A 15,165-nucleotide genomic window follows, 5' to 3' on the forward strand; every position below is an offset into this window, starting at 1 on the left:
AGTCGTCCCGCGGGCCAGGTAGGTGCGGCCGGCGAACCGGAACGCCCCGTCGACGCCCCGCTCGAACGCCGCCGGCAGGTCGCCCCAGGCGTCCCGGATCCGCCGCGGGTAGCCGGCCTCGACGGTGGCGAGCTGCCCCCGGGCGTACCGCACGTACTGGTCGCCGGCGAACGCGTACAGCTCGCCGGTGGCGGCGACGAACGCGGCGTCGAGCCCGGCCCGCTCGCCGCGGAACGCGTTGCGCACCACACCCCAGGCGCCGCGGATCGGCGTGACGGTGACCGCGCCATCCGAGATCCGCGCGCAGCTCCCGCCGGCGAACAGGTAGGTGCTGCCGTCGCCGTCCCGGAACGCCGCGTCGATGCCGTCGCCGAACTCCACCGGCAGCGCCGCGGCACCGAGCTCGCCCGGCAGCCCGGCGGCGATGGTACGCGGGTAGGCGTCGTCGACCCGGGTGTAGTCGCCGCCGGTGTAGCGCACGTACTGGTCCCCGGAGAACAGGTACGTGTGCTCGCCGGCGACCAGCGCGGCGTCCACCCGCCCGCGGTCGGCGACGGTGTTCCGGACCCGCCCGAGGATGCCGGGGTCGTAGCTGGCGGCCAACTCGTGCGAGACCGCGTGGCAGGTGCGCCCGACGAACAGGTGGACCGTGCGGTCGTCCGCCACCGCGGCGTCCACCATGGACCGGCTGCCGGCGGCGTGCCGCTCCGCCAGGTCGTCCTCCACCGCGGCCGGCAGCCCGGCGAACGCCTTCTCCGCGCGGATGTTGCCGACGATCGGCTTCGGGTAGCCGGGGTCCACGTACCGGTAGTCCGCTCCGCTGTAGCGCACGTACTGGTCGCCGGAGAACAGGAACGTGACGCCCCGGTGGACGACGGCCGCGTCCACGATGTCCTCGCCGGTGGCGGCCAGGAAGTTGTTGCGGGTACGGGCCCAGCGCGCGCGGATCTGGTCCCGCGCGCCCGCGGACCGCCCGTCGTGGCGGACGAACTCGCCACTGGCGAAGAAGAAGTAGGTGGCGCCGTCGCGCCCGGTGAACGCGGCGGTGAGCCCGTCGACCGGCCCGATCCCGCGCCAGAACCGCTCCACCGGCCGCGGGTACGACCAGGTGCCGGTGGCGTCGTTGTGCTGCAGGCACACCTCGCCGGTCAGCAGCAGCGTGCTGGTGCCGCTGCCCAGCACGGCCCGCGGCAGGGTGAAGCCGTCCGGCCGGTGCTCGTCCGGCACGTCCCAGAACGTCGCGTCCGCCGTCCGCGGGTACCCCTCGTCGGGCCGGGCGTAGCCGGGGCCGGAGTAGGCGACGTAGCGCATGATGCCGCTCGGGTCCGGCGGCTCGAACAGGTAGGTGACGCCGTCGCGGACGTAGGCGAGGGCCACCCGGTCCAGCCCGCCCCAGTGGTCGGCGATCGTGCGCGGCTCGCCGTCGACCTCGGCGTCCAGGTACGCGTCGCCGGTGTACGTCACGAACTGGTCGCCGCGGAACACGTACGTGCGGCCGTCCGACCCGACGAACGCGGCGTCCACGGCGTTCTCGTGGTAGACGGCGTTCCGCGGCCGGCCCCACTCCTCGGCGAGCGGGTACTCCCGGCCCAGCTCGACGTTGACGCACGTCGTGCCCTGGAACAGGTAGGTGTTTCCGTCGGTGCCGCGCAGGACCGCGTCGAGCCCGGTCCGCCGCTGCGCCGGCAGCGAACGCAGCAGCCGGGGCCGGACCGGCTCCCGGGCCACCGCCGTGCCCTCAAGCGCGCTGTACCGGTACCAGCCGTCCGGGTGCTCCACGCACACCGCGCCGTCCTCGACGAACGCGCACCCCACCGCGTCGGCGGCGAGGTCGTCGTACCGGCGGTGGGCGGCGCCGGACACCGCGTGGCAGCGGCCGCCGCTGAACAGGTACACGGTGCCGCGGTCGGCGAACGCGGCCGACACGCTGTCCACGGTGGTCCGCAGGTTGTGCAGCCGCGGCTCCTGGGCCAGCGCGCTCAGCTTGCGCGGGTAGCCGATGTCGACCAGTCCCGGGTCCTCGGGGTACGGGCTCCCGCCCTCCGCCCGGGTGTACCGCACGAACTGGTCGCCGGAGAACAGGTAGGTGTGCTCGCCGGTGACCAGCGCGGCGTCGACCCGGCCGGTCCGCGCGATGTTGTTGACCACGTTGCCCAGAACGGCGTGATCGCGGCCGGGTACCGGTCGTCCACGCGGCTGTGGTCGGCGGTGGAGTAGCGCACGTACCGGTCGCCGGAGAACAGGTAGGTCCGCCCGTCCGCGCCGACGAACGCGGCGTCGACGCGGTCGAAGGGGAGGCTGTCCCAGTGCTCGGCCAGCGTCCGCGGTTCGGACCACCAGCGGCGCTTGTTGTCGTACACGATGAACCGGCCGCCGGAGAACAGGTAGGTGCGGTTGTCCCGGCCGGTCAGCACGGCGTCCACGCGGGCGAACGCGGCGTCCGCGCCGACCAGTTCCTCGGGCAGGTTCCACCAGTTGTCCGTCAGCGGCCGCGGATACCCCGGGTCGGCCGCGGCGTAGTCCTTTGTGGAGTAGCGCACGTGGAAGGCGACCTCGGTCTGCGGTGCGCAGTGCACCTCCAGGCGTTCGCCGGCCCGGCGGAGCAGCAGCCCGATGCCGCGCTCCGCCGCGACACTCCACTGTGTGCCCTGGCTGGACACGGCCGCGCCGTCGGCGACCGAGATGCCGTGCGCCTGCAACCGCTGGCGCAGGCTCCACGGCAGCCGGCCCGCGTCGAGCTCCTCGGCATCCGGTCCGACCGACACGTCGAACAGCAGGCCGCCGGCCCCGAACAGGTGCGTCGCCCCGCCGGCCCCGAACAGGTGCGTCGCCCCGTCGGCGACGAACGCGGCGTCCACCCGGCGCAAACCCTCCCAGTCGCCGGCGATGCGGCGCGGGTAGCCGGCGTCCACGATGGAGTAGTCCGCGCCGGAGTAGCGCAGGTACGTGTCGCCGCTGAACAGGTATGTGCAGCCGTCCAGGCCGACCAGCGCGGCGTCGACGGCGCCGCTGGGCAGGGCCGGGTGCAGCCGCCCCCACCGGTGCCCGGTCGCGGCGGCGCTGGCGGTGCCGCCCCGGAGGGCGACGGTGCGACCGTCCCGGAACAGGTGCGTGACCCCCGAGCCGTCGGCGAAGGCCGCCTCCACGCCGCCCTCGAACTCGGCCGGCACGTCGCCGAGCTGCGCCTCGATGCGCCGCGGATACCCTTCGTCGGCGACGGCGCCACCGGCCTCGATGCCGGCGGAGTACCGCATCACCTGGTTGCCGGCGAAGACGTACAGGGCGGGACCGTCCACATAGGCCGCGTCGATCTGGGGGGCGGCGGCGATCGCGTTGGCGATCCGGCCCCAGGTGCCGGCGACCGGCTGCGCGACGGCACCGTCCCGGACCGCGAGGAAGCTGTCACCGGCGAACAGGTAGGTGGTGTCGTCGCGGCCGTGGAACGCGGCGTCCAGCGACTCGCGGAAGCGTGCCGGCAGCGGCGTGGTGCGCCCCTCGGTCTCCCACCAGCCGCTGATCGGCCGCGGGTACCCCTCGTCGACGTGGGTGTGGTCGTCGCCGCTGTACCGGACGTACTGGCCGCGGTGGAACAGGTAGGTGCGCCCGCCGCCGTCGACGAACGCGGCGTCGATCCGCGCCGGGTCGTCGAACGCGTTCGCCACCACGCCCCACTCGTGCGCCCACGCGAGCCACCGCGGGTGGTCGGGCTGCCGGACGAACGTGTGCGGCGCGCCGGCTGCGTCCCGGCCGACGATCCACTCCGCGCCCGTGGCGTCGGTGAACGCGGTGTCCACGCCGGTGAGGGCGGCGAGCGCCGGCGACAGCGCGGACAGCGACCGCGGCCGCTGCTCGACCAGGTCGTGGGTGGCGGCGGAGTACACCCAGACGTCGGCGCCGTGGAAGACGTACACGTTGCCGTCGCCGCTGGACAGCAGCGCGTCGATCCGGTCGACGCCGGCCGGCAGCGCGAGCGGCTCGGGGAACTTGGCGGCCAGCTCCTGGTCCAGGAACGCGGCGGACACCTCGTCGGCCGGCAGGGCGAGCGCCGTGGCGAAGCGCGCGAAGCCGCGCATGCGGCGCAGCGCCCGGCGCAGGTCCGGGTCCGCGGCGGCCGCCTCGGGGTCGTCGAGCAGGGGCTCTACCAGCAGGTCGAGGGCGCGACCGCCGCCGCCGACGACGGCGTCGCAGATCGCCCCGGCCGTGCCCGCCGGCACGCCGAGCCCGTCCTGGAGGGTGTCGAGCAGGACCGCGCGCTGCTCGGTCGCCGTCCGCGCGAGCACGGCGGCGATGTGGGCGGCGCCCGCGGCCAGCTCGGTCGCCACGGCGTGCAGCAGGAAGAAGATGTCGGTGGCGAAGTCGGCGAGGCCGGGCAGGGCGAAGTCCGCCGCGTTGGGGGCGTACCCGAAGTAGTCCACCCGGTCCGCCGGGACGGCCAGGTCGTCGGTGAGATGACCGGCGTCGACCAGCTGGGCCACCAGGCGGCGGCGTTCGTCCGCGGTGAACCCGAGCGCGGCCAGCGCGTCGAGGTCCAGCCGGTACGGGCGGGCGTCGTCCAGGACGACCCCGAGCTGGTAGGCGATGGTGGCGTTCTCGGCCTCGGTGAACGCCGGCAGGGTCAGCGTGGCCGCCGGGTCGGCGAGCAGCGCGACGGCCTCGTCGGTGAGCCGGCCGTCCCGCAGGTGGGCGTCCGCGAGCAGGTCCGCGACCCGCCGGGCGGCCGCCGCGTCGGCCAGGTCGCGCAGGTCGTCCGGCGTCACCGTGTACGCGGCGGCGCGCGCGTCGATGAGCTGGGCCCGCATGGCGTCCAGCACCCGGCGGCGGTACGGGTGGAACTCCACGGCGAGGCGCAGGTCGGCCAGCTCCAGGTCGACGAGCGCGGCCGGGTCGGCGTACCGGTCGTCGGCGTCGAGGTGGCCGTTGAACCGCAGGCTGTCGACGAGGCTAGCGCGCTGCTGGTCCCCGAGCGGCAGGCCCGCGAGGATCGCCGGGTCGAGCGCGGGCCGGTCGGCGGCGAACCGGATGAGCCGGTCGACCAGCAGGTCGTGCACGTCGGCCGCCACGTCGCCAAGGTCGGCGTCGGCGGTGAACGCCGCGACGTTGTCCGGGTCGGCGAAGAAGTCGGGCCGCCGGATCGCGCCGGACGGGTCCAGGTCGCCGTTGAAGATCAGGTTGTCGTACAGCTCGGCCCGCTCGGCGTCGGTCAGGTCGGGCAGCGCGGCGAGGTCGGACGGGTAGCACGACGGGCTGCCGGCCGCCGCGCACAGGTCGGCGATCAGCTTGAACAGCGCCTCCCGGTGGGGGCCGAACTCGCCGCACAGGCGCAGCTCGTCGGCCGGCTCGGGGATCCGCTCCGGCACGACCGTGCCGCCGGCCGCCAGGTGGCCGGCGAGCATGAGGTTCGTGTAGATCTTGGTAATGAGCCGATCGGCGAGCCCCAGCCCGAGGAAGTCGTTGCTCGCGACCACGCCCAGCTCGGCGAGGGCCGCGTGCGCGGTCGCGGTCACCCGGTCGGGCTCGACGCGCAGCAGCCGCCCGCTGCCCGGCTCGGCGGCCGCGGCCTCGGCGGCGACGTCGTGGATGACCTGGGCCGCCCGCGGGCCGAACCGCTCGGACTCGAACACCTCGGCGGTCGGCTCGACGGCCGCGAACCGCTCGGCCAGGCTGGAAAGCAGGGCCTGGTCGGCCTCGTCGTCGGCCGGGCCGCCGGCGCGCAGGATGCCGGCCAGGTCGGCGGCGGCGATGCCGGTCGCCTGGGTCCAGCGCACCACGGCGACGAGGGTCTGCAGCAGCCACAGGCTGGCCCCGACGTCGCCACCGGCCAGGATTTGCTCGTAGTCGGTGCCGTTGACGTCGGTGGCGATGAGGATCGGGAAGGTGTTGAACCGCTGGATCGAGGGGTCGCTGGCCAGCGCGTCCAGCACCCCGAACAGGTCGGCGACCGGGATCTGCAGCGCGGCGCTGAGCCGGGCGATCCGGTGCAGCAGCGACAACTCCGCGAGGCCGGTGTCCGCGCCGCCCCAGACCGGGCCGGCCCGGCGGTCGCGGTACCGGACGACCGTGGCGGTCAGGTCCCGCTCGGTCAGCCCCACCGCGGCGGCGACCCGGCGGCGGTACTCGGTGTTCGCGGCGGCCAGGATGTCGCCGGTGCCGGCGAGGTCGGCCAGGGCTTCCCGCGGCGCCACCAGGCTCACTACGACGTCGATCGGCAGGTCCAGGGTCTGGCTCAGGTGGCGTACCACCGCGAGGTGCCGCAGCGCCGCCGGGTCGATCCGGCCGCCGCAGCAGGTCCGCACCACCAGGTCGAGGTCCACAAAGGACATTCCGGTGCGGCGGGCCAGCCGGACGAAGCGGTTCACCCGGTCGTACCAGCCGGCCGGCACGGGCTCGGTGGCGTCCGCGACCACCAGCCGGCGCTCGACCGGGTCGAGCGACACCGCGGGGCCGCCCTGGTGGACGGCGGTGGTCGCGAGCAGCTCCCGCAGCTCGGCCCCGGTCAGGCCGGCGGCGTGGCGGAACAGGTCGACGTCCGCGAGCCGCTCGAACGCGTCGGCGGTGTCGTCCAGGTGGTAGCAGTCGCGCAGGTCGGGGCCGTCGGCGAGGACCGTGGTGACCATGGCGACGTCCGCGGGGGTCAGGCCCAGGTACTCGCGGGCGACGACGTCCGGGGCCGGGCGGGCGGTGAACCGCCGGTACAGCTCGACCGGGTCCACGCCCAGCTCGCGCAGGAACACCCGGAGCCGCTCGTGGCCGAGCGAGAACGGCGCGCCGAACGGGTACCGCAGCCCGGCGAGCCGCTCGAACGCGTCGGCGTCGCCGCCGGTGAGCTGCTTCGCGAGCACCTCGTTGACGACGTCCAGGTACGGCAGCTCGGTGTAGCTGTTCACCCCGTCGAGCGGGACCTCGGCGAGGTCCCGCCGGCGCTCGCCCAGGCGGTCGCCGGTGCCGTCCGCGGTACCGGTCGCGCAGTCGTCGGCGAGTTGGAGGAGGTCGGCGAGGTAGGCGGCCGGCGAGTACACCGACCGTGACTCGTCGGCCGCCCGGAAGTCGAGGTCGCCGAAGAGCGTGTCGTAGCTGGGCAGAGAGCCGTCCGGGCGCATAGGTGTCCTCCCGAGGAGCGAATCACCGGAATGGGCCGAGGAGCCCACCGGCCGCGCCCTGATACGCCGGTGTCGGCATGCGGACCGTCGGCGTCGAATATTTCGGGCCGGTTCCTGTAATCCGTGGCGGTGCAGCCGACAAGTACCCGCGACGAGGCGATCTTCGGAGGTGCCATGCGAGAACGGGAAGAGCGGTTGACCGAGCTGTTCCGCCGACATGCTGACGACATTCACGCGTACGCGACGTGGCGGGTTGGTCGGCAGGATGCCGCGGACGTCGTGGGTGAGGTGTTCCTGGTGGCCTGGCGGTCCATGGACCGGGTCCGGGTCGGTGAACCCTGCCTTAAGCAGTAGCCCGCCGCTAAGCGCCACCGCGCCAGCGGAGCAGGCCCTCCTGGGCCACCGTGGCCACCAGGTCACCGTTCATCGCGTACAGGCGTCCGGTCGCCAGGCCGCGACCGGACGCCGCCCACGGGCTGCGGCAGTCGTACAGCAGCCACTCGTCCGCCCGGCAGGGCCGGTGAAACCACACCGTGTGGTCGATGCTGACGCCAGCGTCACCCGGCCCCATGCCTGCCGGTGCCCGGCCACCATCGAATCCAGCAGCAGCGGCAGATCCGAGATGAACGTCAGCGCGCCGGCGTGTACCAACGGGTCGTCGGGCAGCGTGCCGGCCACCCTCACCCAGGCCCGGCATGGCGCGTCGAGCGCTTGCTCCCCGGCCTTCTGCTCCCAGGGTGGGGGTCCGATGTACCTGGCGTCGAACGCGAAGAGCATGTGCTCCACGGCGGCCAGGGTGCGTGGCGCGTCGGCGAGCAGCTGCGCCAGCGTCGGCACCTCGTCCGGTGCAGGGACCTTCGGCGCGGGCTGCTCGTGCTCCAGCCCGCTGCCCGGGTCGTGGAACGAGGCGGTCAGGAAGAAGATCGGTGTGTCGCGCTGGATCGCCACCACGCGCCGGGTGGACATGGACTGGCCGTCGCGAAGGGTTTCGACCCGGTAGGTGATCGGTCGGCGGCTGTCACCTGGGCGGGTGAAGTACGCGTGCAGCGAGTGCACCGGTCGACCGGACTTCACGGTGCGTCCGGCCGCGGCCAGCGCCTGGGCGGCGATGAGCCCTCCGTACCGGCGAGTGGTCCCACGCGCCGCGCCGCGACCGATGAACACGCCGGCGAGGGGGACCAACGGATCCATTGTGGTCGGCGCGCCGGCGGGCTCGACCGCTGCCAGGTCGAGCAGCCCGACCAACTCGTCGACGGCCGCCCGGCCGCGGTCGACCGCGGCTGATCCGCCGCTCATACCGCGAGGTACTTGTCGACCTCGTCGGCGGCGACCAGCGTCCCATGAGGTTCCGCGCGCATCCGCTCGCCGAGCTGTGCCGCACGCCGCCGTACCGGATCCGCCGTCAGGCGGGACATGCCTGACCGCAACGCTTCCTCGGTCAGGTCGGTGAACCGGATGTGGACGCCGGCACCGAGCCGTTCCAGCTGCCGGCCCCAGAACGGCTGGTCGGCGAAGGATGAGCAAACCATCGTCGGGATGCCGGCGCGCACGCCGGCGGCGGTGATGGTGGCGCTGCCGTGGTGCACCACCATGGCACAGTGCGGCAGCACGACGTCATAGTCCACATAGCGCAGAACGCGCAGCTCCGGTGTCGCGGACGGCTCGACCCCGGACAGGCCCCAACCGGTGACCACCAGGCCACGCAAGCCTAGCGACCGGCAGACCCGCCCGATGCCAGCCAGCATCGCGGCCGGATCGGGCACGTGCGTGCTGCCGAACGTTATCAATGCCGGCGGCTCGCCCGCGTCCAGCCACCGCGCCAGCTCGGGGTCGAGTGTGGACACACCGACGCGGCGCAGGTCAGGCGGGGTCAACCGCAGGTCGCCGACGATCGGCCGGTAGGCATCCCAGGTCAGGCCCGGGACCAGGGTGGGGCTGTAGCCCTGCAGCTCCAGCGGCCGCCGGAGGTGCGTCGGGCGCGGCGGCATCGGTGCGAGCCCGAGGCGTCGGCGGAACCGAAACACCTGGTCGCGCCGGAACCGCCAGGCCCGTCGAGCGAAGTTCACGTAGGTCGCCCGGTTCGCGGCGGGGTCCGGCAGCGGATCGGGAGTCACCAGCGGATGCGGCACCACGTCGTTCGGCCGGGCCGGCGTGAGGTCGTACGCGATGAGCGGGACGTCGCGCGCCTCCGCCAGCGCCGTGGCCCACTGCTCGCTGACCACGGCGCACATGATGGCCTCGCAGCCGGCGCTGATTTCGATCGCCTCTTCGCCGAACCGTTCGCCGTGCTCCTGGAATGTCTCGTGCGAGCGCCGGAGGAAGGCGTCGAGGTCGGTCATGGTGACCCACTCCCGGCCGCGCTCGGACTGCATTATCTTCTGCTGATCCCACCCGACCGGTACGACGTCGAGCCCTAGCCGCCGAGGCATGTCCACCAGGTTGGGCGACACACCGATGCGTACCTGGTGGCCGCGGCGGGCCAGCTCGGCGGCGAGCGCCGTCAGCGGGTACACGTCACCGCGGGTGCCGAGCGCCAGGACGGCGATGCGCGTCATGATGCGATCCCTCCATTGAGGTCGGTGGAGAGCGCGATGTGCTTCTGGTCTTCCAGATCTGCCAGGCGCGCCGTCAGCCCGCGCCGAATCAGCCGGTACGCGTCGCTGCCGAGCGCTAGCCGCAGCGGGGCGGTCGGACGCGTGGCGACGTCGACGATGGCGCCGGCCATCTTCGCCAGGTCGCCGCAGCACGACAGGCGACCGTCCTCGACCCGACGGCGAATGATCGCGACCGGGGTGCCCGCGTAGGCGGGCAACGCGGCGGCCACCTCCTTGCCGCGGTCGAGGAAGCTGGTGCGTACCGTGCCGGGCTCGACGATCGTCACGCCTATCCCGAAGCCCTTCACCTCGGCGGCCAGCGACTCGAAAAAGCCCTCCACGCCCCATTTGGTGGCGCAGTAGACCGCCGCGCCGGGGGCCGCGCGCTGCCCGGCCATACTCGAGATCTGGATGATCCGCCCGTGGCCTTGCGCGCGCAGGTACGGCAGCACCGCCTGGGCCAGGTGAATGGGCCCGGTCAGGTTCGTCTGGATCTGCCGCTCGATCTGGTCGTGGCTGGCCTCCTCGGCCGCGCCGAACAACGCGTACCCGGCGTTGCTGATCACCACGTCGATGCGGCCGAGCGCGTCGACGGCGTCGCCGACCACCTGCCGGATCCGCTCCGGGTCGGTGACGTCCAGCCGTGCCGTCCACAGTGGTCTCCCCGACGACGGCCGCAGGTCCGACAGCGCCTGCGGATCGCGCGCGGTGGCCGCCACCGTCTGGCCCCGTGCGAGCAGCTCGGTCACCAGCGCCCGGCCGATACCGGCCGAGCTTCCGGTGATGAGCCAGGTACGGGTGGGCGCGGTCATGCCCGTGCCCACGCCGGGACGTCCAGGATCTCCAGGACCGCGCAGGACATCGTGGCTGGCGCACCGCTGAACAGCAGCAGGTGGTCGCCGGCCGCGAGCTGCCCGGTAACCAGCAGGTGGTTGAGGGACAGCAGTTGGTCGCTCGCGCCGGTGTGCCCGATGCCGCGGCCGAACTGCCAGGTGGTGCGCTCCATCGCGATGCCCAGCGGCTCCAGCAGATCCTGCTGCACCATGTAGGCCGCGGAGTTTCCGCAGACGACCCGGGTCATGTCGACCAGCTTCCGGTCCGCCTCGTCCAGCGTCCGTTCGATCAGATCCAGCCGTGCCCGGGTCCTCAGCTCGGCGGCGTCGGTCAGCGACATCACGTTGTCCCGGAAGTACTCGGCACGCTCGCGCATGTCTATCGTCCGACCCTCCCGCACGAGCGGCGGGTACAGCGGCTCGCCGCCGCGGTACAGCGGCTCCATCTCGGGCACCGCCGCGCTGCCCACGGCGCGCAGCCGGGCGAAGCCGTCGTCGCGGTCCAGCAGCAGCGCGCTGCCGGCGTCGCCCAGGATGAACCCGGGGGCCGAGTTCCACCGGTCGATCAGCGGTGAGCCGAGGTTCTCCGCGGTGGTCACCAGCACCGTCTGGTCTGCCGCCGTGACGGCCAGGTGCCCGGCGGCGATCTCCAGCGCTGCGAACACTCCGTTGCAGCCCAGCCGGATCTCGAACGCGGGGGCCGACGTACCGACAATCTCCCGCTGGATGTACGGACCGGGCAGCCACATCTCGGGGCCCTGGGTGTAGATGGTCGCGTGCAGCACCAGGCCGATCCGGGCAGGATCGGCAGCGGCACGGGACAGCGCCTGGCGGGCCGCACGCACGGCCATCTCCGGAGGCGAGATGTCCCCCGCGATGCAGGCACCGGTCAGCCTGTTCTCCAGGTATGAGGCCGGGCTGTACTCGCCGCGCCGGGCGGCATGTCCGGCGTCCGACACGGGGGGTTGAAAGACACCCAGCCCGGAGAGGTAAACGTTGGTGACTTTCAAACGCGTCTCCCCAAATCGGCCGGCCAGAGCGCCACATCCGCCTTTCGGAAAGACTCTAATGGCCCATATGGATGAACGCGGTACAGGCCGACTCGACGCCGGGCTGAGGAATGCTTGAATCTCGCCACGGCTTCGGCTGCAGCCTGCGTTGAGGCTGTATAACCCGGCGTTGACCGACCGGCAACCCGCTGATAGCTTCGGACCACGCATTTCGGAATGTTTTCGGAAAGGCGCAATTGTCCTGGGGGCCGTCGGTGGCAGAATTCAACATTATCGACTGACTCCACCTTGTCCAGTGGAAGGTAGCTGAACCATGTCAGCCGACGATGTCATGGCGTTCACCATCCAGTCACTGCGGGAAATGAACTTCTACACCGACGAAACCGGTCCGGAGACCATGCTTGGACCCTCCGGTGCTGACCTCGACTCGCTCGCCGTGTCCGAGCTCGCGCTGCGCATCGAGGAGGAGTACGGCGTGACGTTCGACGACAACGACATCGAGACCCTGGCCATCATGACGCTCGGCGAGTTCGCCGCCGAGGTGGCCAAGCGGGCCGAGTTGGTCGCGCAGGCCGACGGGGCGCGCAGGTAGCACTGTGGAAGGCAACCCGACCGAGGACGGGCACGCGCAGCTGTACCGGACCATCCGGCTGATCCGCCGCTTCGAGGAGCACGCCATCGACCTCGTGCGCTCCGGCGACATCCCCGGCATCCATCCCTGCATCGGCCAGGAGGCGGCCGCCGCCGGCGTATGCGCGGCGCTGCGGAAGGACGATGTCGTGCTGTCCAACCATCGCGGGCATGGGCACCTACTGGCCAAGGGGTGCGACCCGGGGCGGCTGATGGCCGAGCTGCTCGGGCGGGTAACCGGCATCGGGCGCGGAGGCGGGGGGTCGCTGCACCCGGCCGACCTCGACAGCGGCGTGTACGGCGCCACCGCCACCGTTGGCCACGGTGCCGCGATCGCCACCGGAGTCGGCTGGGCGCTGGCGAAGGAGGGCGGAGACAGGGTCGCGGTCGCCTTCTTCGGCGACGGCGCGGTCAACCAGGGTGCGCTGCTGGAGTCGTTCAACCTCGCGTCGCTGTGGCGCGTGCCCGTGGTGTTGGTGTGCGAGAACAACTTGTACGCGACCACGCTCGCCGCGGGCGAGGGGAACGCCGGTTCTGTCATCGGGCGGGCGGAGGGCTTCGGCATCCCGGCGTCCACCGTGGACGGACAGGACCCGGTCCTGGTCCGGGAAGCGGCGCGGCAGGCCGTACACAGGGCCCGGACCGGGGGCGGACCGAGCGTGCTGGAGCTGCTGACGTACCGGTACGAGGGCCACCACACCTTCGAGCTGAAGACCCGCCTGCGCTACCGGGACAAGGCGGAGGTGGAGCGGTGGCGGGAGCGCGACCCGCTGCGCATCCAGGGGGAACGGGTTCGGGCCGAGGATCGGGAGCTGATCGACGCGGAGGTCGAGGCGACCCTCGAGGAGGCGGTCCGGTCCGCGCTGGACAGTCCGGCACCGGATCCCACCGACCCCCTGCGCTACCTGTACGCCGACGGCCTGCGTACCCGTGGAGGAGTCTCCTATGCCTAGGCTGCACTACCTCAAGGCAATGAACCTGGCGCTCCGCGATGAGATGGCACGCGACCCCGCGGTCTTCCTGATGGGCGAGGACATCAACCTGGCACTGACCAATGTGGCCACCGGCTTGCTGTCCAGGTTCGGACCGGACCGCGTGGTCGAGACGCCGCTGTCCGAGCAGGGCTTCACCAACTTCGCCACCGGCGCGGCCCTGACCGGTCGCCGGCCGGTGGTGGAGTACCAGATCCCCTTCCTGCTGATGCTCGTGCTCGAGCAGATCGTCAACCAGGCCAGCAGGTTCTCGCTGATGAGCGGCGGCCGGTTCCGGGTGCCGGTGACCTACCTGCTGCCGGCTGCGGGCTGGAAGCCCGGCTGGGGTGCCCAGCACTCGGACCAGCCGTACCCGCTGTTTGTCCACATGGGAGTAAAGGCCGTCCTGCCGGCCACACCGACGGACGCGTACGGGCTGCTCACCAGCGCCATCCGGGACGATGATCCGGTGCTGGTGTTCGCCCCGGCCGCGGCGCACGGCGTCCAGGAGGACGTGGCGTTCGCGGACCTGGTGCCGGTGCCGCTCGGCGTGGGTCGGGTGCACCGCGCGGGCGACGACGTGACCGTGGTGGCCGTGGGTCACCTCGTCCATGACGCGCTGGCGGTGGCCGAAGACCTGGCCGATGAGGTGTCCGTGGAGGTGTTCGACCCCCGCACGCTGCACCCGTTCGACTGGCCGGGGCTGGCCGCCTCGGTGGAGCGCACCGGGCGGCTGGTGGTGCTGGACGACAGCAATCGGGCCTGCGGGATGGCGGCGGAGATTGTCGCCACCGCGGCCGAGGAGATGCGGCTGGTCGCACCGCCGAGGCGGATTACCCGCCCGGACGGCGCGGTGCTCGGCGGCGTGCCCGCACTGGACCTGGCCATGCAACCCAACCGGGAGCAGCTGGCCGCCGCCATCCGGCGAGTCATGAAGTGAGCGCGATCAGGCGGGCACCGCTTCTATCGCATCCTGGGTGATGCTCTTCACCGCGAAGCCGTTGTCCACCAACAGCTTCGTGTACTCCTCCGCGGTGCGGTCGCGGCCCTCCATCAGCACCAGCATCAGCAGGTCCACGATCCGGGTGCGGGGCGCCGCCCAGGCGCCCGCACTCGCGGTGAGCGGTTGCGCGGTGGACGGAAGCAGTTCCTCCAGCACCGCCAGGCGGGCACCGGCCGGCATCGCCGCGCGCACCCGCGCCAGCACCCGGCCGGCGTTCGCGTCGTTCCAGTTGTGCAACACGTGGCATAGCACGTACAGGTCACCACCGCCGGGCACCTCGTCGAAGAAGCTGCCCGCCACGATCCGCACCCGGTCGAGCACACCGGCCTCGGCCAGTCGTTCGCGTGCCTGCGCGGCGGCCTCCGGCAGCTCCGCCAGCACGCCCCGCCGGTCCGGGTCTCGCCGCAGCGCCTCGGCGAGCAGCCCGCCGTCGCCACCACCGACGTCCACTATGGTGCGTGCGCCGTCGAGCAGGTCGGCGGTGAGGGCCCGGGACACCGGTGCGGCGGACATCGCCGCGTTGAAGGTCGCGGCGAAGCCCGGATTCCCATCCAGGTACTCGTAGAACGGCAGCCCGAAGCGCTCGCTGAAGCTGGGCCGGCCGGTACGTACCGTCTCCAGCAGCCCGTCGAACGACCGGTAGACCTCTTCGCCGTACAGGACCGCGGTGGAGCGGACCGAGCCGGGCACGTCCGAGCGAAGGTACTCGCCCACCGGGCTCAGCTCGTACCGGCCGGTGGCGGCCTCGCGCAGGATGCCGGCTTCGGCGAGCGCACCGAGCAGCCGCCGCAGGGCCACCGGCTCGACGTTTGCCACGGCGGCCAGCTCGGCCGCCGTGTTCGCCCCCGCCGCGATCCGGTCCGGCAGACCGAGGATGGTGAACACCGAGCACGCCTGCGCGACCCAGGTGGCGCGCAGCATGCCGAGCAACCGCTTCCGTTGGTAGTCGCGCTTTTCGCTCACCGTCGCAAGTGTACCGGCGGTGGCCGTAGCGTGCGTCCTATGTGTAGCTGTGCTCAAGGCGATC

Annotated in this window: 10 protein-coding genes and 2 pseudogenes; 4 read left to right on the forward strand and 8 right to left on the reverse strand. The window is 72.6% G+C overall.

Annotated features, from left to right (window positions below; translation table 11 throughout):
* Positions 1-84: 84 nt before the first annotated feature.
* Positions 85-2,061 (reverse strand): annotated as a pseudogene (locus Prum_RS50790) (hemopexin repeat-containing protein); the annotation flags it as partial.
* Positions 1,980-7,097, reverse strand: a complete 5,118-nt coding sequence (locus tag Prum_RS49155; RefSeq protein WP_218576988.1) for a hemopexin repeat-containing protein — start codon at positions 7,095-7,097, stop codon at positions 1,980-1,982. The pseudogene Prum_RS50790 and the gene Prum_RS49155, both read right to left, overlap by 82 nt.
* 174 nt (positions 7,098-7,271) lie before the next feature.
* Here Prum_RS49155 and Prum_RS03335 point away from each other — a divergent pair, with 174 nt between their 5' ends.
* A complete protein-coding gene (locus Prum_RS03335; RefSeq protein ID WP_173073840.1) occupies positions 7,272-7,451 on the forward strand; it encodes a sigma factor in 180 nt (59 codons plus the stop codon).
* Positions 7,452-7,458: 7 nt separating this feature from the next.
* Here Prum_RS03335 and Prum_RS54870 read toward each other — a convergent pair whose 3' ends face one another.
* From Prum_RS54870 to Prum_RS03355, 5 genes and pseudogenes are all read right to left on the reverse strand, one after another.
* On the reverse strand, positions 7,459-7,794 hold the full coding sequence (locus Prum_RS54870; protein WP_371871352.1) for a hypothetical protein: 336 nt from the start codon (positions 7,792-7,794) through the stop codon (positions 7,459-7,461).
* Positions 7,725-8,393: pseudogene (locus Prum_RS03340) on the reverse strand (acyl-CoA thioesterase); the annotation flags it as partial. The gene Prum_RS54870 and the pseudogene Prum_RS03340, both read right to left, overlap by 70 nt.
* Positions 8,390-9,652, reverse strand: coding sequence for a glycosyltransferase (locus Prum_RS03345; RefSeq protein ID WP_173073842.1), 1,263 nt, complete (start codon positions 9,650-9,652; stop codon positions 8,390-8,392). The gene Prum_RS03345 and the pseudogene Prum_RS03340, both read right to left, overlap by 4 nt.
* Positions 9,649-10,503, reverse strand: coding sequence for an SDR family oxidoreductase (locus Prum_RS03350; protein ID WP_173073844.1), 855 nt, complete (start codon positions 10,501-10,503; stop codon positions 9,649-9,651). Before Prum_RS03350 ends, Prum_RS03345 begins: the two co-directional genes overlap by 4 nt.
* On the reverse strand, positions 10,500-11,483 hold the full coding sequence (locus tag Prum_RS03355; RefSeq protein WP_173073846.1) for a ketoacyl-ACP synthase III family protein: 984 nt from the start codon (positions 11,481-11,483) through the stop codon (positions 10,500-10,502). Before Prum_RS03355 ends, Prum_RS03350 begins: the two co-directional genes overlap by 4 nt.
* A 364-nt stretch (positions 11,484-11,847) precedes the next feature.
* On the opposite strand from Prum_RS03355, the gene Prum_RS03360 reads away from it, so the two are divergent.
* The 3 genes from Prum_RS03360 to Prum_RS03370 are packed head-to-tail and all read left to right on the forward strand — an operon-like array spanning position 11,848 to position 14,075.
* Positions 11,848-12,126: an acyl carrier protein gene (locus Prum_RS03360; protein ID WP_173073848.1), complete on the forward strand. Its 279-nt coding sequence runs from the start codon at positions 11,848-11,850 to the stop codon at positions 12,124-12,126.
* 4 nt (positions 12,127-12,130) lie between these two features.
* The gene (locus Prum_RS03365) at positions 12,131-13,117 is read left to right on the forward strand and encodes a thiamine pyrophosphate-dependent dehydrogenase E1 component subunit alpha (protein WP_173073850.1); all 987 of its coding nucleotides are present in this window, start codon (positions 12,131-12,133) and stop codon (positions 13,115-13,117) included.
* Complete coding sequence (locus Prum_RS03370; RefSeq protein WP_173073852.1) at positions 13,110-14,075, forward strand: alpha-ketoacid dehydrogenase subunit beta; 966 nt, start codon at positions 13,110-13,112, stop codon at positions 14,073-14,075. The genes Prum_RS03365 and Prum_RS03370 overlap by 8 nt, the downstream gene beginning before the upstream one ends.
* A gap of 6 nt (positions 14,076-14,081) precedes the next feature.
* Here the strand turns inward: Prum_RS03370 and Prum_RS03375 are convergent, their stop codons facing one another.
* The gene (locus tag Prum_RS03375; protein WP_173073854.1) at positions 14,082-15,101 is read right to left on the reverse strand and encodes a methyltransferase; all 1,020 of its coding nucleotides are present in this window, start codon (positions 15,099-15,101) and stop codon (positions 14,082-14,084) included.
* Positions 15,102-15,165 lie beyond the last annotated feature (64 nt).

This window comes from Phytohabitans rumicis (assembly GCF_011764445.1).
Classification (GTDB): Bacteria; Actinomycetota; Actinomycetes; order Mycobacteriales; family Micromonosporaceae; genus Phytohabitans; species Phytohabitans rumicis.

Bases quoted from the DNA above. Each gene is read 5' to 3' on its own strand.
- Prum_RS49155 (WP_218576988.1), bottom strand. From the start codon at position 7,097: ATGCGCCCGGACGGCTCTCTGCCCAGCTACGACACGCTCTTCGGCGAC.
- Prum_RS03335 (WP_173073840.1), top strand. From the start codon at position 7,272: ATGCGAGAACGGGAAGAGCGGTTGACCGAGCTGTTCCGCCGACATGCT.
- Prum_RS54870 (WP_371871352.1), bottom strand. From the start codon at position 7,794: ATGCCGGGCCTGGGTGAGGGTGGCCGGCACGCTGCCCGACGACCCGTT.
- Prum_RS03345 (WP_173073842.1), bottom strand. From the start codon at position 9,652: ATGACGCGCATCGCCGTCCTGGCGCTCGGCACCCGCGGTGACGTGTAC.
- Prum_RS03350 (WP_173073844.1), bottom strand. From the start codon at position 10,503: ATGACCGCGCCCACCCGTACCTGGCTCATCACCGGAAGCTCGGCCGGT.
- Prum_RS03360 (WP_173073848.1), top strand. From the start codon at position 11,848: ATGTCAGCCGACGATGTCATGGCGTTCACCATCCAGTCACTGCGGGAA.
- Prum_RS03370 (WP_173073852.1), top strand. From the start codon at position 13,110: ATGCCTAGGCTGCACTACCTCAAGGCAATGAACCTGGCGCTCCGCGAT.